The sequence below is a fragment of the Tenacibaculum piscium genome (genome assembly GCF_021390715.1).
GTDB classification, from domain to species: Bacteria; Bacteroidota; Bacteroidia; order Flavobacteriales; family Flavobacteriaceae; genus Polaribacter; species Polaribacter piscius.
The window spans coordinates 347,158-371,572 of sequence record NZ_JAJGWT010000001.1 but is presented as its reverse complement, the minus strand read 5'-3'; the positions used below and the strand labels follow the sequence as shown (position 1 = coordinate 371,572).

Genomic DNA, 24,415 nt, shown 5'->3' with positions numbered 1-24,415 from the left:
ATCAAAAAATTAAAATTATGAACTTATTTTCAAGAGTCTTTTTAATGATGCTAATTTCCCTTTGTATGGGGCGTATCGAATAGAAATATCTAACCAGTTTGCTCTGGTAACGACACTTTTTTTATGAGAAAAAGTATCAAAAGTTTTTTTACCATGATAACTCCCGATACCACTTTGTCCAACGCCTCCAAAAGGCAAGCGATGATTTACAAAATGAACCATGCTATCATTAACAGTACCACCTCCGAAGGCATATTTTGCAATCAATTTTTTAGCAAAATGTTGGCGTGTGGTAAAAATATAAAATGCCAATGGTTTATCATATTTCGTAATAATGGTATCCAGTTCTTTTTCTTGTTGATATGAAATTAACGGAAATATAGGACCAAATATTTCTTCTTTCATCACCTGGCTATCTAGGTTTGGTTCGTTGATAAGTGTTGGCGAAATATAGCATTCTTTTTTATCTATTTTTCCTCCAATTAGGCAATTTTCATTTTTTAAAAGTAGTGCTAATCGGTCAAAATTTTTGGTATTTACAATTCTTGGAAAATCGGCTGAATTTTGAGGATTTTCTCCGTAGGCATTTATTATTTCTTCTTTAAAATGAATAATAAATTTTTCTTTCACGGAGTGATGAATCAACAAATAATCGGGAGCGATACAAGTTTGTCCAGCATTGACAAATTTTCCCCAAACTAAGCGTTTTGCAGCTAGTTTTATATTGGCAGTTTCATCAATAATACAAGGACTTTTTCCGCCTAATTCTAGGGTTGTTGGAGTAAGATGTTCGGCGGCTGCTTTGGCGATAATTTTTCCTACGGGAACACTTCCTGTAAAAAAAATATAATCCCAACGTTGTTTTAATAATTCTTGTGATGTAGCCACACCACCTTCTAGAACAACAACATGATTTTTGTCAAATACGGCAGTTATAATTTCTTGAGTTATTTTACTGACGTTTGGTGTTAGTTCAGAGGGTTTTAAAATCACGGTATTTCCTGCCGAAACAGCTCCTACAAGTGGCGCAAAAGCTAATTGATATGGATAATTCCAAGGGGCGATAATTAAAACAGCTCCGTAGGGTTCATTATATATTTTAGCTGATGAAGGAAAGTTTAAAAGTGTTGGTAAAACTCGTGTTGGTTTGCTCCAGGAATGGCAGTTTTTAATCGCCATTTTCAATTCACTTAATACGATAGAAGTTTCTGTTAATACAGCTTCGTATGCTGATTTTTTAAAATCATTATATAAGGCTTTTATAATATCGTCTTCTCTTCTGATAAGTTCTTTTTGAAGCTTTTTTAAAGCAGTTATTCTAAAAGAAATATCTTTAGTTTGCTGTGTTGTGAAAAAGTTTTTTTGAGTTTGTACTATATCAGGAATACTCATGGTTAAAATTTGTTTAAAGATACAAATTTAACCGTTTCTTTTGATGTTAATTATTGCTGTTTTATCAGGATAATTATAAGCAAGCATCCCAAATAGGATCTTTAGGCGTTGGAGCTGTAATTTTGATACGTTCTTTACTTACAGGATGTATAAAATCAATGTTACGAGCGTGTAAATGAATGCTTCCATCTTTGTTACTTCGTCTTGCTCCGTATTTTAAATCGCCTTTTATGATAGCACCAATATTGGATAATTGCACTCGAATTTGATGATGACGCCCTGTTTCTAAATCAATTTCTAATAACGAATAATTATCTAAATTTTTAAGTGTTTTGTAATGAAGAATTGCTTTTTTACTACCGTCAATTTCTTTTGGATATGCCGTTGATTTATTATTCTTCGGATTTTTCTTTAAGAAATTGATAAGTGTATCTTCGGATTTCTTAGGTTGATCTTTCACAACCGCCCAATAGGTTTTTTTGATTACTTTATCGCGCAACATTTTATTCAATCGCTCTAATGCTTTTGAAGTTTTTGCGTAAATAACAACGCCTGAAGTTGGTCTATCTAACCGATGAACAGTTCCTAAATAAACAGCGCCAGGTTTGTTGTATTTGTCTTTAATGTATTCTTTAACAACCTCAGAGAGTGGTTTGTCCCCTGTTTTATCACCCTGAACAATATCACCAGCTCTTTTATTGATAATCATTAAATGATTGTCTTCATGTAAAACGTGTAAATTGTTTTTTGTAGAATGCATTTTTTTAATAGCTCTTAAAAATGGAGTAATTTGGATATTAAAGGAAAGGAATTATTGAAAATCTTTAAGAATATCTTGATTTGTTTGCTCAATAAATGTTAAAAACTCTTCACGTCCTAAACCTGTTTCTGATGAGGTAAGAAAAGAGGTTGGAAGTATTTCCCAGTGTTTTAATAATTTCTTTTTATAGTTTGCTATTTGATTGTTTATTTTAGAAGTTCCTAATTTATCGGCTTTTGTAAAAACGATGCCAAAAGGAATTTGATTTTCTCCTAAAAACTGCATAAATTCTAAATCTATTTTTTGCGGATCGTGGCGAGAATCAATTAAAACAAAGGTAAAAACAAGTTGTTCTCTTTCTTTGAAATAATTTTCAATAAAAAACTGAAAAATAGTTCGTTTCTTTTTAGATATTTGTGCGTATCCGTATCCAGGTAAATCGACTAAAAACCATTCTTCATTTATTTTAAAATGATTGATAAGTTGTGTTTTTCCTGGTTTTCCAGATGTTTTAGCTAAATCTTTACGTTGCATCAACATATTGATTAACGAAGATTTACCAACATTCGAGCGACCTATAAAAGCATATTCAGGAATTCTATCCTTCGGTGCTTTCATAACATTACTGTTGCTCATTACAAAATCAGCAGATTTTATTTTCATAAATAATAAGTTACGCTATTTTGCGATTATATATTTCGTTTAGAAAGCCAGCTTTCTAAAATTTCATTAAATTCTTGAGGAGTTTCCATCATGGCAGCGTGTCCACATTTATCAATCCAGAATAAATCAGAATCTGGTAATAATTTATGGAAATCTTCGGCAACTTCAGGCGGTGTTACGCCGTCTTGTTTTCCCCAAATAAGACAGGTTGGTTGTTGCATTGTAGGTAAATCGTTCGCCATATTATGACGAATTGCACTTTTAGCAATCGAGAGCGTTTTTAAGGCTTTAATTCGGTCATTTACAATGTCGTAAATACCATCAACAAGTTCTTTGGTGGCAATTTCAGGATCATAAAAAACTTCTCTTGCTTTGGCTTCAATGTATTCGTAATTACCTCTTTTCGGATAACTATCGCCCATTGATTTTTCGTATAAGCCAGAGCTACCTGTTAAAACAATTGCATCAACATCTTTCGGATAATGCTTTGTATAATATAACGAAATATGTCCACCTAAAGAATTTCCTAAAAGAACAACATTTTTAAGCTCTTTATATTCAATGAAATCGTGTACATAATCGGCTAAATTTTTTACGTTAGTTTTTAGTAAGGGGAGCGTGTATAGTGGTAATTCAGGAATTAAAACTCGGTATCCTTTTTTAGAAAAATATTTAAAAGTTTCATCAAAGTTACTAAGAGCGCCCATTAAACCGTGCAATACGATTAATGCTCTACCTTCTCCTGCTTCTGCGTATGTAAATTTACCTTCTTTCTTTAGAAAATCAGTCATTAATTTTTCGGTTTGACTTTAGCACAAATGTACTCTTTTTTTACGAAATTTTCATTTTTATTATTTGATGCTTTTTTTTTTGATAAATATCTTGAGCATCAATTTATTATAAGAAGCATCAAAATTTATGAACAAAGTGGTGATAAGTGGTAAGAAGTGGTAATTTTTTTTTATTTTTGATGCAAACTATAAACGTTTAATTTGATCAGTTTAATTGGAACATATCAATGCACGGCAGATGTTAAAGGAAGATGTATGCTTCCTGTGGCATTAAAAACGCAATTATCTGATATACTGAAAGATGGGTTTATTATAAAGCGGTCGGTATTTCAGCCCTGTTTGGAATTATATCCGATGGAAGCTTGGAATTTGGTGATGCAAAAAATGCATACATTAAATCGATTTGTAAAGAAAAATAACGATTTTATAAGAAGATTTACCGCTGGTGTTAAAGTCGTATCAGCAGATGCTTCAGGAAGATTGTTACTACCCAAAGATTTATGTGAATACGCTGGTATTAAAAAGCAATTAGTGCTTTGTACCGCTGTTGATATCATAGAAATCTGGGACAAAAATAAGTACGAACAAGTAATTGATGATGCTGTTGTTGATTTTGCTGATTTAGCAGAAGAGGTAATGGGTAATACAGATAAAGATGAAGTATCATAATCCAGTTTTGTTAAGGCAAAGTGTTGATGCACTGAATGTTAAAGAAGATGGCGTATATGTCGATGTAACTTTTGGTGGCGGAGGTCATTCAAAAGAAATCTTAAGTAGGTTAGGTGAAAATGGAAAATTATTTGCTTTTGACCAAGATCCAGATGCTTTAGAAAATACAATTGACGATCCACGTTTTGTGCTGATTGGTGAAAATTTTCGGTTTATTGCTCGTTTTTTACGATTCTACGGAATTCGAAAAGTAGATGGAATTTTAGCCGATTTAGGCGTTTCTTCTCATCAATTTGATGAAGCAGAAAGAGGGTTTTCGACTCGATTTGATGCCGATTTAGATATGAGAATGGATCAAAAATCTGATTTGTCAGCCAAAAAAATCATCAACAAATATAGCGAAGAAAAATTAGCCGATATCCTATTTTTATACGGCGAACTTCGAAATGCAAGAGCTTTATCAAAAAAAATTGTAACCGCAAGGCAAGAACAAGAAATTCAAACCAGCTTTCAATTGAAAGAAGTATTAAAAGAATTTCTTCCAGAGGCAAAAGAACATAAAATATTAGCACAAATATTTCAAGCCGTTCGAATTGAAGTAAATCAAGAATTGGAAGTTTTAAAAGAATTTTTAGAACAAATCCCTGGATTATTACAAGAAGAAGGACGATTAAGCGTTATTTCGTATCATTCTTTAGAAGATAGATTGGTGAAGCGTTTTATAAGAACAGGATTGTTTGTGGGAGAACCAGAAAAAGATTTTTATGGGAATATTTCAGTTCCTTTAAAGAAAATTGGGAAGTTGATAATACCAACATATCAAGAAATTAAAGCCAATAACAGAGCTAGAAGTGCCAAATTACGAATCGGAACATTAAAATAAATCTAAAAGCAATTTAAAAGTAACTTAAAAGTGAAATGAAAATAATGTTAAAAGTCAAATAATGTTAAAAGTGAAAAAAGGTCTTTACGACGTTTTAAGAGGTAAATTTTTAACAGATGAAGATTCCTTTAAAAACTGGCGGATTCTAGTTTTTATAGTTGTTTTATTATTGATTGTGATATCAAGTTCACATAGTTTAGATGCTAAAGTTGTGAAAATCGCAGTGTTAAATAAAAAAAAGAGCGAGTTAAGAGCCGAAGATTTTGATACTAGTACCGAATTGACAAAAATGAGACTCGAAAGCAGTATTCGAGCAAAAGTAAAAGATAAAGGGTTGTTTCCCGCAAGGAAGCCTCCTCAGAAAATAAAAGTAACAACTAAAAAACAATAAAAAAAATAATGGTGGTAAAAAAAAGTATATTAAACAGACTCTATGTAGTTGTAGCTTTAATGACGCTTTTTTTAGTTATCATTGTTTTTAGGGTTTTTAAACTTCAGTATTTAGATGGTGATAAATATCGAAAACTTTCGCTAGAAAAAACCGTTAAAAATGATACCATATTTGCAAATAGAGGAAATGTATATGCCGCTGATGGAAATTTATTAGCAACTTCGATCACAAAATATACTATTAGGATGGATGCAGTTGTAATAAATTCGAAAGTATTTGAAAAAAATATCCGCTCCCTTTCCGATTCACTATCCAAAATGCTAGGCGAACCTGCTAGCTATTATCAAAAAAAAATTAGAAGAGCTCGAAAACGAAAAAATCGCTACTTATTGATAGCTCGAAATATAGGCTATAATAATTGTGCTAAAATGAGGAAATTTCCAATCTTCAATGAAGGACTTTACAGAGGCGGATTTATTGCCGAACAAAGTACTGTTAGAGTACATCCGATTGGCAAAATTGCCGCAAGGACAATAGGATACGATAATAAAAAAGGAGGCGCAGGTATTGAAGGTGCTTTTGCCGATTATATGCAAGGTGAAAATGGATGGCGATTAAAACAAAAAATTGCCAAAGGACAGTGGAAACCTATCAATGATGTAAACGAAAAAGAACCCATAGATGGTAGCGATGTTATTACAACTATTGATGTGAATATTCAAGATATCACGCATCACGCATTGCTTAGACAATTGGAATCTTTTGAAGCCGATCATGGATGTGCCGTAGTCATGGAAGTCGAAACAGGAGAAATTAAAGCCATCTCCAATTTAGGAAGAACATCCGAAGGAAAATATTACGAAAAAAGAAATTACGCCGTTTGGGAAAGTCATGAACCTGGTTCAACCTTTAAACTAGCAAGCTTAATGGCCGTTTTGGAAGATAGACTTGCTCATACATCTGATATTGTAGATTGCGGTACAGGTACAGTTTATATTAATAATAGAAAAGTAGAAGACAGTAAAAGCGGCGGACATGGTAAAATATCATTGGCTCGTGTTTTTGAAGTATCATCAAATGTTGGAATTGTAAAAACAATTCAAAAAAATTACGATAAAAATCCAAAGAAATTTGTAGAACGAATTAAATCTTTTGGATTAGATCAACTCACAGGCGTTAAAATAAAAGGAGAAGGAAAACCATATATTCCAAATCCTTCAGAAAAAAATTGGAGTCCAATATCCTTAGAATGGATGGCGTGGGGATACGGAGTTCACTTAACAGCTCTCCAAGTATTAACCTTTTATAATGCCGTTGCCAATAACGGAAAACTCGTAAAACCCTTTTTTGTAAAAGAATTAAGAGTTGGAGGAAACGTAGAGAAACGTTTTGAACCTCAAGTTTTAAAACAAAAAATAGCATCGCAAAGTACCATCGATAAAGTAAGAACTATCATGGAAAATACCGTAAAAAGAGGAACTGCTCAAAATATCTATTCTTCCAATTTTTCGATGGCAGGAAAAACAGGAACTGCACAAAAATGGATTCCTAAACACAAAGACAAAAACGGAAATACAGTATACGGACACTATTCAAAGAAAAAATATGTTGCCTCGTTTACAGGCTTTTTTCCCGCTGATAAACCTAAATATTCTTGTATTGTAGTGGTTCATAGTCCTAAAAAAGAAAAAGGATATTATGGTTCTAAAGTCGCAGCGCCAATATTTAAAGAAATTGCTCAGAAAATTTATACCACAACACCTATTAATAATCAGTTGGTTTCTGATGAAATTTCCTCAGAAAGTATTGAGCAAGAATATCAAGATTATTATGAAAAATTAAAAAAATACAAAACCATAATGCCTAGAGTTGTCGGTATGAGCGGTATGGATGCCGTTGCATTATTAGAAAATATGGGCTTACGAGTCGAGTTTACTGGAATAGGAAAAGTAACCGAACAATCTATTGATTATGGAACAAAAGTATCCAAAGGAGCAACCGTTTATTTAAAATTACTGTAATTGAAAAAATTAAAAGACATATTATATAAAGTAGCAATACTTAAAACTGCTGGAAATATTGATATTCTAATCAATACGATTCAGTTTGATAGCCGATTCATACAAAAAAATGACCTCTTCATTGCTCAAAAAGGAAGCACTGTTGATGGACATCAATTTATAGAAAAAGCCATCGATTTAGGAGCAACCGTAGTTGTGTGTGAAAAAATTCCAGCACATATCCCTGAACATAAAAAAGAAGCAATTACCTATGTTGAGGTTGAAAATACTAATACAGCACTGGCAATTATGGCAACTAATTTTTATGATAACCCATCAAAAAAAATAAAATTAGTAGGAGTTACAGGAACTAATGGAAAAACAACCATTGCTTCTTTATTGTATCAATTGTTCAAAAAAGCAGGGTATAAAGTTGGTTTGTTATCCACCGTGAAAATTATGGTCGACGAAATAACGCATAAAACAAGTCATACAACGCCAGATTCTTTGACGATTAATAAATATTTATCGTTGATGATTGACCAAGGCGTAACCCACTGTTTTATGGAAGTTAGCTCGCATGGAATCCATCAGAAAAGAACCGAAGGATTGCATTTTGTAGGCGGTGTTTTCACTAATTTATCACACGATCATTTAGATTATCATAAAACATTTGCAGAATATCGTGATGTTAAAAAATCGTTTTTTGATACGTTACCAAAATCGGCATTTGCTTTGGTTAATATGGATGATAAAAATGGGAAAATAATGCTTCAAAATACCAAAGCAACCCAAAAAACATACGCCCTGAAAACAGGTGCTGATTTTAAAGGAAAAGTAGTAGAAAAACGTTTTTCAGGAACGTTGTTAATTATAAACGGCGTTGAGGTTTGGAGTAAATTAATTGGTGAATTTAATGCCTCTAATTTGTTGGCTATTTTTGGCGTTGCCGATTTATTAGGACTCGAAAAAATAGAAATTTTAAGGCTGATAAGCGATTTAGAAAGTGTTAGTGGACGTTTTGAATATACGATTTCAAGCGATGGCGTAACCGCAATTGTTGATTACGCACACACACCTGACGCTCTTAAAAATGTACTAGAAACCATTAATGATATTCGTACAGGAAACGAAAATGTACTAACTGTCGTTGGATGTGGTGGCGATAGAGATACCACAAAACGTCCGAAAATGGCAATGATTGCTTCGCAATTAAGTACGCAAACAATTTTTACTTCGGATAATCCTCGAACTGAAGATCCGCAAGTAATTCTTGACCAAATGGAAGCAGGAGTATCGCCTGAAAATTACAAAAAAACATTGACGATTCTAAATAGAAAACAAGCCATCAAAACAGCTTGTAAATTAGCGATAACAGGCGATATTATCGTAATCGCAGGAAAAGGACACGAAAATTATCAAGATATTAATGGTGTTAAACATCATTTTGATGATTTAGAAGAAGTAATGAATTGTTTTAATCAACTAAAAAAAGCATAATGCTCTATTATATATTTCAATATTTAGAAACCGAATTTAATTTAACAGGCGCAAGTGTGTTTCAATTTATTACGTTTCGTGCCGCTATTGCATTTATAGCTTCTTTATTGATATCAACAATATTTGGTAAAAAAATAATTAGCTTTTTAAGAAAACAGCAAATTGGGGAAACCGTTCGTGATTTAGGATTAGCAGGACAAGTCCAAAAAGCAGGAACGCCAACAATGGGAGGACTTATCATTATTTTAGCAACCTTAGTTCCCGTAATTTTGTTCGCTAAATTAGAAAATATTTACATCATTATTTTACTGATAACCACCGTTTGGATGGGCTTAATTGGTTTTACAGATGATTATATCAAAGTATTTAAAAAAGATAAAGCAGGTTTAAAAGGAAAGTTTAAAGTGTTAGGTCAGGTTGGTTTGGGCGTGATTGTAGGAGCAATGCTTTATTTTCATCCTGATGTTACGATTAAAGAGCAATTACCTATTGCACAGCAGGTTGTTCAAGCTAACGGAAAAATAAAAGTATTTGGAGAAGCTCATAAATCAACAAAAACAACCGTTCCTTTCTTAAAAAATAATGAATTAGAGTACGCAAAAGTATTTCGCTTTTTAGGTGATGATTATCAAAAATATGGTTGGATAATTTTCATATTTGTAGTTGTTTTTATTGTAACAGGAATTTCAAATGGTGCAAATTTAACCGATGGAATTGATGGATTGGCAGCAGGAACATCAGCAATTATGGTAATCGCCTTGGCAATATTTGCATGGGTTTCGGGAAATATTATTTTTGCCGATTATTTAGATGTTATGTACATTCCGAATTCTGGAGAAATGACCGTTTTTATATTCGCTTTCGCAGGAGCTTTAATCGGTTTTCTTTGGTATAATACGTATCCAGCTCAAGTATTTATGGGGGATACAGGAAGTTTAACAATCGGAGGAATTATCGCTGTAATTGCCATTGCTATTCGTAAAGAATTGTTATTGCCAATTTTAGCAGGTGTTTTTGTCGTTGAAAATTTATCGGTAATACTGCAAGTTTTTTACTTTAAATACACTAAAAAAAGATTCGGAGAAGGAAAAAGAATCTTCAAAATGGCACCGTTACATCATCATTATCAAAAATTAAATTATCACGAAAGTAAAATAGTTACCCGCTTTTGGATTGTTGGAATTTTACTCGCCGTTTTAACCATCGTAACGCTAAAATTAAGATAGAAAATCAATAATGAAATCAAAAAAAATAAGTCAAAAAATAAAATAAAATGAAAAGGTTGGTAATTCTTGGCGGTGGAGAAAGTGGCGTGGGAACAGCGTTGTTAGGCAAACAAAAAGGCTTCGATATTTTTGTGTCTGATAAAGGAATTATTGCTCCAAAATATCAAAAAATATTGCTCGAAAATAACATCAATTTTGAGCAAAATAAACATACCGATTCTCTTATCTTTTCAGCGGATATTGTTATGAAAAGCCCTGGAATCCCCGATAATATAAGCTTAATACAAGCGTTAATTTCAAAACAAATAAAAATAGTTTCTGAAATTGAATTTGCTAGTGAATTTACCAAAGCTAAAATAATAGGAATCACAGGTTCTAACGGGAAAACCACCACCACATTATTAATGGGACATCTACTGAAAAAAGCAGGTTTTGATGTCGGTATTGGTGGAAATATTGGCGATAGTTTTGCTCAATTAGTTGCCGAAAAATCACATGAAAATTATGTGTTGGAATTAAGTAGTTTTCAATTAGATGGAATTGTTGATTTTAAACCAAATATTGCCGTTATTACCAACATATCGCCAGATCATTTGGATAGATATCAATATAATTATGACAATTATATAAACTCAAAATTTCGCATTACAAAAAATCAAACAGCAACCGATTTTTTACTATACGATGCCGATGATAAAGCTATCGAAAATTGGCTGGATAATAACATTACAAAGGCTCAAAAAATTCCGTTTTCTATTCAAAAAGAATTGAAATATGGTGCTTTTTTAAGAGAAAATAAGATTATCTTAAAGCTAACTTCAGAAGAAGTTTTAATGACTGTTTCTGAACTGGCTTTAAAAGGAAAACATAATATTAAAAATGCCATGGCAGTAGCGATAACCGCAAAATTACTCGCCATAGCATCAAAAAATATAGCACAAAGTTTAGCGGATTTTAAACCCGTAGAACATCGCTTGGAATATGTGCGAAAAATTAACGGCGTACAATTTATTAACGATAGTAAAGCCACGAATATTGATGCCGTTTTTTATGCCTTAGATGCTATGGATAGCCCAACAATTTGGGTAGTAGGTGGTGTTGATAAAGGAAATGACTATCAAGTTTTAATGCCTTTGGTAAAAGAAAAAGTCAAAGCAATTGTTTGTTTAGGAATCGATAATGAAAAAATTATAGCAACTTTTGGAAACGTTGTACCTGTTTTAGTCGCAACAAACACAGCAAAAAAAGCGGTAAATATCGCCAATAAACTCGCCGAAAAAGGAGATACCGTATTGTTATCACCAGCTTGTGCTAGTTTCGATTTGTTTAAAAATTATCAGGATAGAGGTATTCAATTTAAAAAAGCAATTCAAGAGTTATAATAAAGTTTATAAAAATAAATAAAAAATAATCGAATTAATGAAAGTTATCTTTCAATATATAAAAGGAGATAAAGCTATTTGGGCTATCGTTACCATTTTGGCAATATTTTCATTTATGCCCATATATAGCGCAAGTACCAACCTAGTATATGTAGTTGGTAACGGCTCTACAATTGGACATTTAATAAAACACATGGTGTTGCTAATAACTGGTTTTGGAGTAATTTATGGCGTACATAAAGTTCCGTATAAATATTTTAGCGGTATGACGATTATTATGTTTCCAATCGTAGCGATATTGTTAGTTGTTACTCTAGCACAAGGTAGAGAAATAGGAGGTGCAAATGCAAGTAGATGGCTTAATATTCCATTTGTAGGGATTGGTTTTCAGACATCTACGTTGGCGGGTTTAGTTTTGATGGTTTTTGTATCGAGTTATTTAGCGAGAAATCAGCATGTGAAAAAAAACTTTAAACAAAGTCTGGTGAAATTATGGTTGCCAGTCTCTATTATATTATTATTGGTACTTCCTGCCAATTTTTCGACAACAGCTATTATTTTTTTAATGGTTTTACTACTTACTTTTATCGGTGGATATCCTGTGAAATATCTGAGTTATATTCTGGGAATTGGTGTTTTTTTACTCTTGTTTTTTGTACTGATAACAAAAGCTTTTCCTGAATTAATGCCCAACCGTGTAAGTACTTGGAAAAGTCGAATTGAAGGTTTTTCAAAATCAAACGGAACAGAAAATTATCAAGTAGAAAAAGCTAAAATAGCCATTGTAACAGGTGGAATGCTAGGAAGAGGTCCTGGTAAAAGTGTACAAAAAAACTTTTTACCACAATCTTCTTCGGATTTTATATATGCCATTATTATTGAAGAATATGGTCTTCTAGGTGCTGTTTTAGTTGCCTTTATCTATTTTTTCTTATTATTAAGAATTTTAGTTACAGCCAAGAAAGCAACTACTGTTTTTGGAACTTTATTGGTCATTGGTGTTGGAGTTCCAATTGTCTTTCAAGCCATGATAAACATGGCAGTAGCCGTAAATATATTACCCGTAACTGGGCAAACACTTCCCTTAATTAGTAGTGGTGGTACTTCTATTTGGATGACTTGTTTTGCTTTAGGAATTATATTAAGTGTGAGTGCTTCTGCAAATGAAGCATCAAAAACATTAGCGGTATTAGAAGATGAATTAGAAAACGAAATATCAGGAGAAATGACAGGCGAAATGCCAACAGATATAGAAGAAAACCCCTTAAATAAACTAGATGAAACCAACAATTAAGGTAATTATAAGTGGTGGCGGAACTGGTGGACATATTTATCCTGCTATCGCTATTGCAAACGAACTAAAAAACAGATATCCATTGGCAAGTATCTTGTTTGTAGGCGCAAAAGATAAAATGGAAATGGAAAAAGTTCCGCAAGCAGGATACCCAATTAAAGGTTTGTGGATTTCAGGAATCCAACGAAAAATAACCCTTAAAAATATGCTGTTTCCTATAAAATTAGTACACAGTTTATACAAAGCACACGTTATTATTAAAAATTTTAAGCCAGATGTCGCAATCGGTACAGGTGGGTTTGCTAGCGGACCAACCTTAATGATCGCTAATCAAAAAAAAATACCAACACTTATACAAGAACAAAATTCATATCCTGGAATTACTAATAAATTATTAAGCAAAAAAGCCAGCAAAATATGTGTCGCTTACGATAATTTAACACGCTTTTTTCCGAAAGATAAAATTATAAAAACAGGAAATCCTGTTCGCCAAGATTTATTGAATATTCAAACTAAAATATCCGAAGGAAAAACCTTTTTTAAACTAGATACAACTAAAAAAACAATCCTGATTTTAGGCGGAAGTTTAGGAGCCAGAAAAATAAATCAATTAATTGAAACAAATCTAGAACTCTTTGAACAAGAAAATGTTCAATTAATCTGGCAATGCGGTAAATTATATTTTGAAGAATATCAAAAATATAACCAAAAAATAAACGTACAAGTTTATCCCTTTATTACTAAAATGGACTTAGCATACGCATCCGCAGATTTTATAGTATCAAGAGCCGGAGCAAGTTCTGTGTCAGAATTGTGTATCGTAGGAAAACCAACCATTTTTATACCATCGCCAAATGTATCCGAAGATCATCAAACAAAAAATGCAACAGCAATCGTTGAAAAAAATGGCGCAATTCTAATCAAAGAAAATGAACTCGAAACTTTTCAAACAGTAATAAAAAAACTACTCAAAGACACCGAAAAGCAAAAAAGTTTAAGCAAAAATATAAAAGCATTGGCATTGCCAAACGCAACAAAAGAAATCGTTAACGAAATAGCACAATTAATTAGTGAACTTAAAAGCAATACATAACGTCTATTTTATAGGAATTGGAGGAATCGGAATGAGTGCTATTGCACAATATTTTGCCGTAAACGGAAAAAACGTATTTGGATACGATAAAACACCAAGCCCAATAACACAAAAATTAGAAAATATTGGAGTGAAAATTCACTTTGAAGATGCCGTAGAAAATATCGAAACTTCTTGCTTAAATAAACAAGAAACATTCGTGGTGTACACTCCCGCAATACCTAAAACGCATCAAGAATTAAATTATTTTATTAATAATGGCTTCAAAGTGCTAAAAAGAGCCGAAATTTTAGGGGAAATAACTAAAAATACCAAATGTTTGGCTGTGGCAGGAACGCACGGAAAAACAACGACTTCTGCAATTTTAGGGCATATTATGCAACCTGTAAAAGCAACTTCTTTTTTAGGAGGAATCGCTGAAAATTATAACTCAAACCTGATTTTAGGTGAAGATAAAATTTCGGTCGTAGAAGCAGATGAATTTGATAGATCTTTCTTGAAATTATCACCAAATATCGCCTGTATTACTTCCATGGATGCCGATCATTTAGACATCTATGGTGAAAATGAAATGTTACAAGCCTCTTTTAACGAATTTGCAAATAAAGTTACCGATACACTAATTATCGCCAAAGGATTGCCTTTAAAAGGACTTACATACGCCATTGATGAAACTGCCGATTATCAGGCATATAATGTTAAAATAGGTACAGGAAATTATATATTTGATGTGAAAACGCCAACATCAGAAATAAAAAATATTGAATTTAATTTACCAGGAAAACACAACATGATGAATGCCTTAGCTGCATTAGCAATGGCAGATGTTTACGGGATTTCATTAGAAAATATTAAACATCAACTCAAAACTTTTAAAGGCGTTCAACGTAGGTTTTCCTACAAAATTAAAACCGAAAAAATAGTGCTGATTGATGATTATGCACATCATCCAACAGAAATAAATGCCGTGATTAATTCAGTACGAGAAATGTATCCGAATAAAAAAGTATTAGGCGTGTTTCAACCACACTTATTTACCAGAACAAAAGATTTTGTAGATGATTTTGCAAACGCACTTTCTAAATTCGATTCGCTGTTATTGTTAGACATTTATCCAGCAAGAGAATTGCCCATAAAAGGTGTCAATTCAACTTGGCTATTAGACAAAGTAATCATGGAAAATAAAATGTTGGTTGCTAAGGAGAATTTAAGTGACGAAATCTTGAAAAATGGGTCTAATATTGTAATAATGATTGGGGCAGGAGATATCGGGCTATTAGTGCCTCAAATAAAAGAAGATTTGAATAAAAAATACCAGTGTTAAAATGAAAACAATAACTACATATCTGTCTTTTTTGTTGTTGTTGCTTTTTTTTGCTTTTTTATACGGATTTACAACCAATAAAAATGGCACGAAAATCATTGAAAATACTGTCGTAGAATTCGAAGAAGGAGATAATAACTTCTTGACACACAGTATGGTTGATAAAATGTTAAGACAAAATAATGAATTTGTTAAAAATCAACCAAAAAGAATAGTAAATTTACATTTTCTGGAGAAAAATGTTTCCGAAAATCCGTATGTGGAAAAAGCAACCGTCTATTTAACCATTAACGGAGTGCTCAAAACATTGATAAAACAACGTACACCAATTGCCAGAATTGTAAATAAAAATGAATCATATTATATTGATAAATTTGGAGTAGAAATCCCGTTATCACAAAATTTTTCAGCAAGAGTGCCGTTTGTATCAGGAATTAAAAACCAAAAAGATATCAACGAATTACTAATTTTAATCAACAAAATTGAAGAATATAATTTTTTTAGTAAAGAAATTATAGGAATTCAAAAAAATATTGAAAATCAATATATATTTACAGTTCGTAGCGGAACATATCAAATTCTTTTTGGAAAACTAGAAAATGTATCCGTAAAGTTTAAAAAATTAATCGCATTTTATAATAAAGCATTAATTGATAAAACAATTAAAAATTATAAGACAATAAATGTAAAATACCACAATCAAGTTGTGTGCACAAAACAAAAGCAAGATGAAGAAAAATAAAATTGCAGTTGGTTTAGATATCGGTACTACCAAAATTGTTGCTATGATCGGACGTGAAAACGAACAAGGCAAATTAGAGGTTTTGGGTATTGGTAGAGCTAAAAGTTTAGGTGTAAAACGGGGTGTGGTAAATAATATTACCCAAACAATTATGTCCATTCAACAAGCTATTGAAGAGGCACAAAGTGTATCGGGACAATCCGTAGAAAATGTAGTCGTAGGCATTGCAGGACAACATATTAGAAGCCTACATCATAGCGATTATATTACACGTCAAAAATCAGATATCGTAATTAATGAACAAGATATTGAAAGCCTTGTTGGACAAGTACATAAATTAGGAATGCAACCTGGTGAAGAAATTATTCACGTCTTACCGCAAGAATATAAAGTAGATAGCCAATCCGATATTAAAGAACCTATCGGAATGTATGGTGGAAGATTAGAAGCCAATTTTCACGTAGTTGTTGGACAAGTTTCTTCTATCAGAAATATAACCAGATGTGTAAACAGCGCAGGGTTAAACCTAGCAAGCATCACCCTAGAACCCTTAGCTTCGGCATTAGCCGTATTAAGCCAAGAAGAAAAAGAAGCTGGAGTCGCTTTAATTGATATCGGAGGCGGTACAACCGATTTAGCAATATTTAAAGACGGCGTTATTAGACATACAGCCGTAATCCCATTTGGTGGAAATATTATTACAGAAGATATCAAAGAAGGATGCTCTATTATCGAAAAACAAGCGGAATTACTCAAAGTAAAATTCGGATCGGCATGGCCTGGAGAAAATACAGAAACTGAAATAGTTTCTATCCCCGGATTAAGAGGTAGAGAACCTAAAGAAATTAGCCTTAAAAATTTATCAAAAATAATTCATGCCAGAGTACAAGAAATTGTAAATCATGTGTATTTAGAAATAAAAAAATATGGGCATGAAACTCAAAAAGGAAAGCTAATTGCAGGAATCGTATTAACAGGTGGAGGGGCACAATTAAAACATTTACGACAATTAGTAGAATATATAACTGGAATGGACGTTCGTATAGGGTATCCTAATGAACATTTATCTGGAGATTCTTCAGATGCCTTAGCAAGCCCAGAATATGCAACCGCTGTAGGTTTATTAATGGAAGGTTTATACAAAGATGTAAAAACAATTCCTGTAGCTCCAAAAGTTGTTGCTAAAGAATCCGAAGAAAAAATAATTTTAGAAGCTCAAGCTGATAGCGATATCCAAAAAGAAGCGTTTCTGAAAGAACAAGAAAGAAAAAAAGAGCACGTATCAAAAGCGAATCCGTCTAAATCAAAATCTTTTTTTGATAAATTTGCAGATAGATTTAAAGAGTTTTTAGACAACGTAGAATAAAATAAAAAAGATAAGAAAAAAACAAGATATTACCGCTATTAATCCCCCGATAAATAAGTCGTGTAATTGAATAAAAATTATAAAAAGGAAAGTTATTATGAGTACAGAATTCAATAACATTTCATTCGACATGCCAAAAACACAATCGAATGCCATTAAAGTAATCGGTGTTGGTGGGGGAGGAAGTAATGCTGTAGATCACATGTTTAGTAAGCAAATTCACGGAGTTGATTTCGTAATTTGTAATACTGATGCACAAGCACTTGAAAGTAGCCCAATTCCTAATAAAATTCAACTAGGAGCACACTTAACCTCTGGATTAGGAGCTGGTGCAAATCCTGAAGTTGGTGCGCAAGCTGCTGCCGAAAGTATTCAAGAAATTCAGCAAATGTTAAGCACACATACTAAAATGGTATTTATTACCGCTGGTATGGGGGGAGGAACAGGTACTGGAGCAGCACCCATTATTGCTAAAATAGCAAAAGATATGGACATTCTAACGGTAGGAATCGTTACAATGCCGTTTCAGTTTGAAGGAAAAAGACGTAGCAAACAAGCACAAGACGGAATCGACGAACTTCGCAGAAATGTAGATTCTCTAATTGTTATCAATAATAATAAATTAAGAGAGGTTTACGGAAACTTAGGGTTTAAAGCTGGTTTCTCCAAAGCTGATGAAGTTTTAGCAACAGCAGCTAAAGGTATTGCTGAGGTTATAACACATCACTATAAACAAAATATTGATTTACACGATGCCAAAACAGTACTGTCCAACAGTGGAACAGCTATTATGGGTTCCGCAAAAGAAACAGGTGATAATCGTGCTAAAAACGCTATTATAAGAGCCTTAGATTCACCATTGTTAAACGATAATAAAATTACAGGTGCTAAAAATGTACTATTATTAATCGTTTCGGGAGTTAAGGAAGTAACACTAGATGAAATTGGAGAAATTAATGACTATATTCAAGATGAAGCTGGTTATGATGCCAATATTATCATGGGTGTTGGTGAAGATGAATCTTTAGAAGATGGTATTGCCGTAACCATTGTTGCTACTGGTTTTACAGCAGATCAACAAGGAACAATTAGCAACACCGAAGTACAAAAAATTATTCATACACTAGAGGATGAAAATAAAATAACAACCAATTTTACAGCTAGAAATATACAAACAGAATCTGCTGTAAATGAACCTATCTCTAAAACAATAACTCCTTTAAATCAGGAAAATCAAGAGCCAACTCTCAATAAAAATACGACAAATAAGCATGATAACGTAAATAATAATAATTCAAATAATATTGGTAATATCAATGTTATATACGAGCAAGTTAGCCCAAATGAAAATGCTGATGACGATTTTATTATTACCAATATCTCTGAACAAAATAAAGAGCCTCAACAACCTGTAAATCAAAATATTCAAAACAATCAAAGTAATCAACAGAAACAAACAAACGAAGAACCAAGCATAGAAGCATCTCAAGTTCAAAAACGTCATGTTTTAGAAAATACTGATACGCATATAAATCCTAACAAAAATTCAAGACAAATTGTAAGACAAGAACAAGTCGATGAAGCACTGCAATTTGAACTCAAAACATCAGTAAAACATCAACCTGTTGCTGAAAAAAATGAAAGTAGTGAGGAAATATCGCCAGCAAATATGACCATCGCCGAATTAGAAGCGAGAACCAAAGAAAGACGTGAAAAATTAAAAGGATACAACTATAAATTTAGTAACACCACTAAAAATATAGATGAAATAGAACGTCAGCCAGCTTATAAACGCTTAGGTGTCGATATTAATACCGATACATCAATTAGTAAATCAAACACGATATTAAATACCGATAATAATAATTTATCACGCTCTAATAATTCGTTTTTACACGATAATGTAGATTAACTTAAAAAAAATAAAAAATGGGATTGCAAAAACAAGTGATAGAACAAATGAAAGTAGCTATGAAAGCTAAAGATACCGTTGCATTAACGGCGCTTAGAGCTTTAAAATCTGCTTTTATGATTGCAAATACCCAAACAGGAACAGCAACAGAAATATCCGAAGAAGAAGCGCTTAAAATTATTCAAAAACAAGTGAAACAACGTAAAGATAGTGCCGCTGTTTTTACCGAGCAAAAAAGAGATGATTTAGCAAAACCAGAACTCGAAGAAGCAACAGTTTTAGAACAGTTCTTACCAGAAGCTTTATCCGAAGAAGAAATTGCAAAAGTAGTGGCTGAGGTTATCGCCAAAACAAACGCAACAGGAATGAAAGATATGGGGAAAGTTATGGGAATCGTATCAAAAGAATTAGCAGGAAAAGCCGATGGCGCAACAATATCAACAATTGTTAAAAAAACATTGGCGTAAACTTTATCAATAATAAAATGGCTGCGTAGTTCAACTGGATAGAATATCAGATTTCGGCTCTGACGGTTGGGGGTTCGAATCCCTTCGCAGTCACAAAAAAATCAATAACCTAATTATTAGGTTATTGATTTTTTTTGTTTATTAAAATTATTAATTATTATAACTTTTTTAAATTTTCATTTAAAATTTTTTTAAGGTCAAAATAGTAAGGCAAGCAGGCAAGGGGTTGAAACCCCTTGTTGAAAAAAATAGTATCGAATCCGTCAAAGGGATTTTTATTTCAGTTTCACATCCTGATTTGCCGTAGTTCTTCACTTTGTGCGATACTGAAATAAATTCAGCATGACGAGAATTTAGTCTTATTTAACTTTTAAACAGGCTCTAAAAAAGATTTTAAAGCTCTAATATTTTTATTTGATTTCGATGTAATTCAATTTTTGATTTTTTTTCTAAAGCTTTTAAAAGTCTAGAAATCACGACTCTTGAAGTATGTAAATCGTTTGCTATTTCGAGATGCGTAACATTTAGTACATCATTTCCAACGACCATTGCTTTATCTTTTAGGTATTTAAGTAATCGTTCATTCATGTTTAAAAACGCAATAGAATCGACAGCTTCAATAAATTCATTTAATCGAGAATGATAGCTTTGTAAAATATATTCTTGCCAGCTTTTGTATTTGCTTAACCATTCCGACATTTTATTTTTAGGAATCATAAGTACGGTAACATCGGTTTCGGCAACGGCTTTAATTTTGCTTTTGGTTTCTCCCATGCAGCAGGAAAGTGTCATGGCACAGGTATCGCCTTTTTCGATGTAGTATAACACCAATTCATCACCGTCTTTATCCTCTCTTAAAACTTTAATTGCACCGCTTAAAATTAACGGAATCGAAAACATATAGCTATCGGCATCAATAATTACGGTATTTTCTTTAAATTCCTTATATACGCCTACGTTGGCTATTTCGTTGATTAATTTTTCTTCAAATATATAGCCGTAATGTTGTTGTAGTTCTTCTATCAATTTTTAATGAATTAGTGTAATTTAGTGTGAATATTTGTGGTTTTTTCAGGCGATAATTTACAAAAAAATAAAATAAAAAGAGCTGATTTTAATTAGCTTTTAAGTTGATTTAATTCCTGAAATTTATACTGATAAATCAAAATAGAAAACAAGAAATAACAAGAAATAAGATGAATAAAGATACTAGAGTTTCAGAGATAATGACTAAAAATGTAATAACATTAAAAAGTACTGATGATTTAATGACAGCAGAACGATTATTTAAAAGGGAGAAAATACGCCATATTCCTGTTGTTGCTGGTTCAAAAATTAAGGGAATGTTAAGTTATACGGATTTATTAAGAATCAGTTTTGCAGATGCTATTGATGATGATGAAAATGAGATTGATTCGGTAGTTTATAATATGTTTAGCATCGAGCAAGTGATGGCTAAAAATCTGGTTACCGTTCATGTCGATTCGACTGTAAAAGAGGTGGCAGAAGTTCTGGCAAAAAGAGAGTTTCATGCCTTACCTGTGGTTGATAAAAATAAGTTAGTCGGAATTGTTACAACCACCGATTTAATAAATTTCTTGATAGCACAATTTTAAAAACAGGGATATTTTATAAAAAAAAACAAGGGATTTAGTCCCTTGTTTTTTTAGTTTTTTTGAATTTTTTAAAAATTTTAAGAAGTAAAATGATTAATTAATCAAATTCTTTAAATTTTCGATAGTTTCAGTTGGGTTTTCACTTTTGAAAACATAACTACCAGCAACTAAAACATCAGCGCCCGCTTCAATAAGTTGATTCGCATTTTTATCAGTTACGCCACCATCAATTTCAATTTTACATTCTGAATTTGAAAATTCGATTAAATGTCTTAATTGACTTACTTTTTTATAGGTGTTTTCAATAAATGATTGTCCTCCAAAACCAGGATTTACACTCATGATACACACCATGTCTAAATCTTGAATAACATCTTCTAAAACCGAAATTGGTGTATGTGGGTTTAAGGCAACTCCAGCTTTCATTCCTGCGGCTTTTATTGCTTGAATAGTTCGGTGTAAATGTGGGCAAGCTTCGTAATGTACGGTTAAAATATTCGCTCCTAAATCAGCAAAAGTTTGAATATATTGGTCAGGATTTACAATCATTAAATGTACATCAATTGTTTTTTTAGCGTGTTTTGTAATCGCTTTTAAAACAGGCATTCCAAAAGAAATATTAGGAACAAATACACCATCCATAATATCAATATGAAACCAATCAGCTTCACTATTATTTATCATTTCGATGTCTCTTTGTAGATTCGCAAAATCTGCGGCTAAAACGGAAGGTGCAATTAAATTACTCATTAGTTTGTTGTTGTTTTGTTTGTTTTGTTGTCGCAAAGATAATTAATTCGTGTTTAAAACGGTTCTTACTGATTTTAAAAATGCTGTTGTTTACTAAGAGCCTGTTTAAATTTTATCTAAAAAAGTTTTGTAACGTAAAAATAAGAAATCGAATCCGTCAAACTGAATTTAGTTCAGTTTCATATCCTGATTTGCCGTAGTTCTCCTGTTGATGCGATGCTGAAATAAATTCAGCATGACGAGAATTTAGTTTTAATTTAATTTTTAAAAATGCTGTTGTTTAGTAAGTTGTTTTGTTAGAATGTTTAGCCCTGATTGCAGCGGCATCCTTTTTTGAAGTATGAAAAAAAGATATAGCGGAAAGCAGGAATTAGCTCCAAAAAAAACTCTCGAAAATTAATTGGAGAGTTTTATTATTTTATCTAAAAAAAAAATCTGTGATTGTTATCCTAAATAGGTCATTAAAATTTTACTACGAGAAGTATGTTTTAATCTGCGGATTGCTTTTTCTTTAATTTGACGAACACGTTCACGCGTTAAATCAAAAGTTTCTCCGATTTCCTCTAAAGTCATAGGTTGTTGTTCACCCAATCCGAAGTATAATTTTACAACATCTGCCTCACGAGGTGTTAAGGTTTCTAAAGCACGGCTAATTTCGATGCGTAACGATTCGTGTAATAATGTTTTATCAGGATTTGGTGATTCACCAGAGTTTAAAACATCATATAAATTAGAATCTTCTCCTTCAATTAAAGGTGCGTCCATCGATACATGACGACCCGAATTTTTCATTGATTCTTTTACGTCATTTACGGTCATGTCTAACTTTTTGGCAATTTCTTCAGGACTTGGAGGTCTTTCATTTTCTTGCTCTAAAAAGGCGTACATTTTATTTATCTTGTTGATAGAACCAATTTTATTCAACGGTAAACGTACAATACGAGATTGTTCTGCTAACGCCTGTAATATTGATTGACGAATCCACCAAACGGCGTACGAAATGAATTTAAAACCACGAGTTTCATCAAAACGTTTTGCAGCTTTTATAAGTCCTAAATTCCCTTCATTAATTAAATCGGGTAAGGTTAATCCTTGGTTTTGATACTGCTTTGCTACCGAAACAACGAAACGTAAGTTGGCTTTGGTTAATTTCTCTAAAGCTCTTTGATCACCAGCTTTAATTCTTTGAGCTAATTCTACTTCTTCATCCGCAGTAATTAAATCTACTTTTCCTATTTCTTGTAAATATTTATCTAAAGAAGCGGTTTCTCTATTGGTAACCTGTTTGGTAATTTTAAGTTGTCTCATCTTAATTAAGTGGTATTTTTAATTCATCAATCATTCCCATTATAGTATACGTACGATGTAGGAGAAATGTTACAAAAAAAATCAAAATTTTTTATTTTGAGTGCAATTTTCGTTAATTTTGAAGAATTTTCGTTAAATTTGGTTGAGACATACTAAATACTTTTTAAGTAATTAGATATTAAACTTGAAATTTCAACTTTAGAAGTAGTATTGTAATTAGAGTTTGTATTAAAATGTGACTTTTTAAAGATAAAAGTGTCTAAAAAGTAGTAAACCTAACTATATTATAAATTAACAACTAAATTTAGCTATTGGAAAGTATTGATATTACAAAACTTAGCGATGAAGAACTGGTTGCTAAAATAGTTGAAAAAAATGATAGTCATTTATTCGCTGTTTTATACGACCGTTATGCTAGCGTTGTGTATAATAAATGTTATGGTTTTTCGAAGAACAAAGAAGAAGCACAAGATTTAACTCACGATGTTTTTATTCGATTATTCGTTAAGTTAAGAACTTTTAAAAATAAGTCCAAATTTTCAACATGGTTATATTCTTTTACCTATAATTTCTGTGTAAATTATGTACAGCGAAATAAAGAAAAAAAGAAAGAAAAAGTAACGATTGTAACCGATCAAATAAGAGAGAATAGTGATGAAGATGAAATTGACGATGCGACTTTATTTGAATTAAAATCCGATAAATTAGCCAAAGCACTTGAAATTATATCTGCCCCTGAAAAAATGATTCTATTAATGAAATATCAAGATGATATGACTATTAAAGAAATCTCAGACGTATTAAGCTTAGGGGATAGCGCCGTAAAAATGCGTTTAAAACGAGCAAAAGAAAAAGTTATAAAAGCATACAACGCACTGTAATAATT

At 32.2% G+C, this 24,415-nt stretch carries 23 protein-coding genes and 1 tRNA gene; 17 read left to right on the top strand and 7 right to left on the bottom strand.

Features of this window, described 5'->3' with window-relative positions; translation table 11 throughout:
* Positions 1 to 15 precede the first annotated feature (15 nt).
* From L0U77_RS01685 to L0U77_RS01670, 4 genes are all read right to left on the bottom strand, one after another.
* Positions 16 to 1,392: an aldehyde dehydrogenase gene (locus L0U77_RS01685; RefSeq protein ID WP_233896849.1), complete on the bottom strand. Its 1,377-nt coding sequence runs from the start codon at positions 1,390 to 1,392 to the stop codon at positions 16 to 18.
* A gap of 73 nt (positions 1,393 to 1,465) precedes the next feature.
* Positions 1,466 to 2,152: an RluA family pseudouridine synthase gene (locus tag L0U77_RS01680; protein ID WP_193706265.1), complete on the bottom strand. Its 687-nt coding sequence runs from the start codon at positions 2,150 to 2,152 to the stop codon at positions 1,466 to 1,468.
* Between the two features lie 51 nt (positions 2,153 to 2,203).
* The gene (gene yihA / locus L0U77_RS01675; protein ID WP_101918105.1) at positions 2,204 to 2,815 is read right to left on the bottom strand and encodes a ribosome biogenesis GTP-binding protein YihA/YsxC; all 612 of its coding nucleotides are present in this window, start codon (positions 2,813 to 2,815) and stop codon (positions 2,204 to 2,206) included.
* A gap of 26 nt (positions 2,816 to 2,841) precedes the next feature.
* Positions 2,842 to 3,606, bottom strand: coding sequence for an alpha/beta fold hydrolase (locus L0U77_RS01670; RefSeq protein ID WP_101918104.1), 765 nt, complete (start codon positions 3,604 to 3,606; stop codon positions 2,842 to 2,844).
* 201 nt (positions 3,607 to 3,807) lie between these two features.
* Here L0U77_RS01670 and L0U77_RS01665 point away from each other — a divergent pair, with 201 nt between their 5' ends.
* From L0U77_RS01665 to L0U77_RS01595, 15 genes are all read left to right on the top strand, one after another.
* Complete coding sequence (locus tag L0U77_RS01665; protein ID WP_101918103.1) at positions 3,808 to 4,275, top strand: division/cell wall cluster transcriptional repressor MraZ; 468 nt, start codon at positions 3,808 to 3,810, stop codon at positions 4,273 to 4,275.
* Positions 4,262 to 5,158: a 16S rRNA (cytosine(1402)-N(4))-methyltransferase RsmH gene (gene rsmH, locus L0U77_RS01660; protein ID WP_101918102.1), complete on the top strand. Its 897-nt coding sequence runs from the start codon at positions 4,262 to 4,264 to the stop codon at positions 5,156 to 5,158. Before L0U77_RS01665 ends, rsmH begins: the two co-directional genes overlap by 14 nt.
* A gap of 61 nt (positions 5,159 to 5,219) precedes the next feature.
* Complete coding sequence (locus L0U77_RS01655; protein WP_233885825.1) at positions 5,220 to 5,549, top strand: FtsL-like putative cell division protein; 330 nt, start codon at positions 5,220 to 5,222, stop codon at positions 5,547 to 5,549.
* Positions 5,550 to 5,557: 8 nt separating this feature from the next.
* Positions 5,558 to 7,570: a penicillin-binding protein gene (locus L0U77_RS01650; protein ID WP_233861258.1), complete on the top strand. Its 2,013-nt coding sequence runs from the start codon at positions 5,558 to 5,560 to the stop codon at positions 7,568 to 7,570.
* A complete protein-coding gene (locus L0U77_RS01645; RefSeq protein WP_101918099.1) occupies positions 7,571 to 9,049 on the top strand; it encodes a UDP-N-acetylmuramoyl-L-alanyl-D-glutamate--2,6-diaminopimelate ligase in 1,479 nt (492 codons plus the stop codon). It abuts the gene before it with no gap.
* Positions 9,049 to 10,275, top strand: a complete 1,227-nt coding sequence (gene mraY / locus L0U77_RS01640) for a phospho-N-acetylmuramoyl-pentapeptide-transferase (protein ID WP_233885823.1) — start codon at positions 9,049 to 9,051, stop codon at positions 10,273 to 10,275. Before L0U77_RS01645 ends, mraY begins: the two co-directional genes overlap by 1 nt.
* Positions 10,276 to 10,322: 47 nt before the next feature.
* Positions 10,323 to 11,657 (top strand): UDP-N-acetylmuramoyl-L-alanine--D-glutamate ligase, encoded by a 1,335-nt coding sequence (gene murD, locus L0U77_RS01635; RefSeq protein ID WP_233900650.1) that lies wholly within the window; start codon positions 10,323 to 10,325, stop codon positions 11,655 to 11,657.
* Positions 11,658 to 11,694: 37 nt separating this feature from the next.
* Entirely contained in the window at positions 11,695 to 12,951 is a 1,257-nt protein-coding gene (locus L0U77_RS01630; RefSeq protein WP_101918096.1) for an FtsW/RodA/SpoVE family cell cycle protein, read from the top strand.
* Positions 12,935 to 14,044 (top strand): undecaprenyldiphospho-muramoylpentapeptide beta-N-acetylglucosaminyltransferase, encoded by a 1,110-nt coding sequence (gene murG, locus L0U77_RS01625; protein ID WP_193699597.1) that lies wholly within the window; start codon positions 12,935 to 12,937, stop codon positions 14,042 to 14,044. Before L0U77_RS01630 ends, murG begins: the two co-directional genes overlap by 17 nt.
* Positions 14,022 to 15,368, top strand: a complete 1,347-nt coding sequence (gene murC, locus L0U77_RS01620) for a UDP-N-acetylmuramate--L-alanine ligase (RefSeq protein WP_193706266.1) — start codon at positions 14,022 to 14,024, stop codon at positions 15,366 to 15,368. The genes murG and murC overlap by 23 nt, the downstream gene beginning before the upstream one ends.
* Position 15,369: 1 nt before the next feature.
* Positions 15,370 to 16,110: a cell division protein FtsQ/DivIB gene (locus L0U77_RS01615; RefSeq protein WP_101918093.1), complete on the top strand. Its 741-nt coding sequence runs from the start codon at positions 15,370 to 15,372 to the stop codon at positions 16,108 to 16,110.
* Positions 16,097 to 17,476 carry a cell division protein FtsA gene (gene ftsA / locus L0U77_RS01610; RefSeq protein WP_101918092.1) on the top strand — a complete coding sequence of 460 codons (1,380 nt, stop codon included), beginning with the start codon at positions 16,097 to 16,099 and terminating at the stop codon, positions 17,474 to 17,476. The genes L0U77_RS01615 and ftsA overlap by 14 nt, the downstream gene beginning before the upstream one ends.
* 97 nt (positions 17,477 to 17,573) lie before the next feature.
* Positions 17,574 to 19,388, top strand: coding sequence for a cell division protein FtsZ (gene ftsZ, locus L0U77_RS01605; RefSeq protein ID WP_193706267.1), 1,815 nt, complete (start codon positions 17,574 to 17,576; stop codon positions 19,386 to 19,388).
* Between the two features lie 17 nt (positions 19,389 to 19,405).
* Positions 19,406 to 19,855 carry a GatB/YqeY domain-containing protein gene (locus L0U77_RS01600; protein ID WP_101918090.1) on the top strand — a complete coding sequence of 150 codons (450 nt, stop codon included), beginning with the start codon at positions 19,406 to 19,408 and terminating at the stop codon, positions 19,853 to 19,855.
* Positions 19,856 to 19,874: 19 nt separating this feature from the next.
* Positions 19,875 to 19,948, top strand: a tRNA-Arg gene (locus L0U77_RS01595).
* Between the two features lie 300 nt (positions 19,949 to 20,248).
* Here L0U77_RS01595 and L0U77_RS01590 read toward each other — a convergent pair.
* Positions 20,249 to 20,881 (bottom strand): Crp/Fnr family transcriptional regulator, encoded by a 633-nt coding sequence (locus tag L0U77_RS01590; protein ID WP_101918089.1) that lies wholly within the window; start codon positions 20,879 to 20,881, stop codon positions 20,249 to 20,251.
* Positions 20,882 to 21,051: 170 nt separating this feature from the next.
* Between L0U77_RS01590 and L0U77_RS01585 the strand changes: the two genes are divergently transcribed.
* Positions 21,052 to 21,471 carry a CBS domain-containing protein gene (locus L0U77_RS01585; protein ID WP_101918088.1) on the top strand — a complete coding sequence of 140 codons (420 nt, stop codon included), beginning with the start codon at positions 21,052 to 21,054 and terminating at the stop codon, positions 21,469 to 21,471.
* A gap of 93 nt (positions 21,472 to 21,564) precedes the next feature.
* Here the strand turns inward: L0U77_RS01585 and rpe are convergent, their stop codons facing one another.
* Both rpe and L0U77_RS01575 read right to left on the bottom strand, forming a co-directional pair.
* Entirely contained in the window at positions 21,565 to 22,221 is a 657-nt protein-coding gene (rpe, locus tag L0U77_RS01580; protein ID WP_193699605.1) for a ribulose-phosphate 3-epimerase, read from the bottom strand.
* Positions 22,222 to 22,665: 444 nt separating this feature from the next.
* Positions 22,666 to 23,529, bottom strand: a complete 864-nt coding sequence (locus L0U77_RS01575) for a sigma-70 family RNA polymerase sigma factor (protein WP_101918086.1) — start codon at positions 23,527 to 23,529, stop codon at positions 22,666 to 22,668.
* A 311-nt stretch (positions 23,530 to 23,840) separates the two neighbouring features.
* On the opposite strand from L0U77_RS01575, the gene L0U77_RS01570 reads away from it, so the two are divergent.
* The gene (locus L0U77_RS01570) at positions 23,841 to 24,410 is read left to right on the top strand and encodes an RNA polymerase sigma factor (RefSeq protein WP_101918085.1); all 570 of its coding nucleotides are present in this window, start codon (positions 23,841 to 23,843) and stop codon (positions 24,408 to 24,410) included.
* Positions 24,411 to 24,415: the final 5 nt, after the last annotated feature.

What these genes read in the sequence shown, in the direction of transcription:
- rpe (WP_193699605.1), bottom strand. Translation starts at nt 22,221, where the DNA reads ATGAGTAATTTAATTGCACCTTCCGTTTTAGCCGCAGATTTTGCGAAT.
- L0U77_RS01655 (WP_233885825.1), top strand. Translation starts at nt 5,220, where the DNA reads ATGTTAAAAGTGAAAAAAGGTCTTTACGACGTTTTAAGAGGTAAATTT.
- yihA (WP_101918105.1), bottom strand. Translation starts at nt 2,815, where the DNA reads ATGAAAATAAAATCTGCTGATTTTGTAATGAGCAACAGTAATGTTATG.
- L0U77_RS01575 (WP_101918086.1), bottom strand. Translation starts at nt 23,529, where the DNA reads ATGAGACAACTTAAAATTACCAAACAGGTTACCAATAGAGAAACCGCT.
- L0U77_RS01600 (WP_101918090.1), top strand. Translation starts at nt 19,406, where the DNA reads ATGGGATTGCAAAAACAAGTGATAGAACAAATGAAAGTAGCTATGAAA.
- L0U77_RS01680 (WP_193706265.1), bottom strand. Translation starts at nt 2,152, where the DNA reads ATGCATTCTACAAAAAACAATTTACACGTTTTACATGAAGACAATCAT.
- ftsZ (WP_193706267.1), top strand. Translation starts at nt 17,574, where the DNA reads ATGAGTACAGAATTCAATAACATTTCATTCGACATGCCAAAAACACAA.
- ftsA (WP_101918092.1), top strand. Translation starts at nt 16,097, where the DNA reads ATGAAGAAAAATAAAATTGCAGTTGGTTTAGATATCGGTACTACCAAA.
- mraY (WP_233885823.1), top strand. Translation starts at nt 9,049, where the DNA reads ATGCTCTATTATATATTTCAATATTTAGAAACCGAATTTAATTTAACA.
- murG (WP_193699597.1), top strand. Translation starts at nt 12,935, where the DNA reads ATGAAACCAACAATTAAGGTAATTATAAGTGGTGGCGGAACTGGTGGA.
- L0U77_RS01670 (WP_101918104.1), bottom strand. Translation starts at nt 3,606, where the DNA reads ATGACTGATTTTCTAAAGAAAGAAGGTAAATTTACATACGCAGAAGCA.
- L0U77_RS01615 (WP_101918093.1), top strand. Translation starts at nt 15,370, where the DNA reads ATGAAAACAATAACTACATATCTGTCTTTTTTGTTGTTGTTGCTTTTT.
- L0U77_RS01585 (WP_101918088.1), top strand. Translation starts at nt 21,052, where the DNA reads ATGAATAAAGATACTAGAGTTTCAGAGATAATGACTAAAAATGTAATA.
- L0U77_RS01630 (WP_101918096.1), top strand. Translation starts at nt 11,695, where the DNA reads ATGAAAGTTATCTTTCAATATATAAAAGGAGATAAAGCTATTTGGGCT.
- L0U77_RS01650 (WP_233861258.1), top strand. Translation starts at nt 5,558, where the DNA reads ATGGTGGTAAAAAAAAGTATATTAAACAGACTCTATGTAGTTGTAGCT.
- L0U77_RS01685 (WP_233896849.1), bottom strand. Translation starts at nt 1,392, where the DNA reads ATGAGTATTCCTGATATAGTACAAACTCAAAAAAACTTTTTCACAACA.
- rsmH (WP_101918102.1), top strand. Translation starts at nt 4,262, where the DNA reads ATGAAGTATCATAATCCAGTTTTGTTAAGGCAAAGTGTTGATGCACTG.
- murD (WP_233900650.1), top strand. Translation starts at nt 10,323, where the DNA reads ATGAAAAGGTTGGTAATTCTTGGCGGTGGAGAAAGTGGCGTGGGAACA.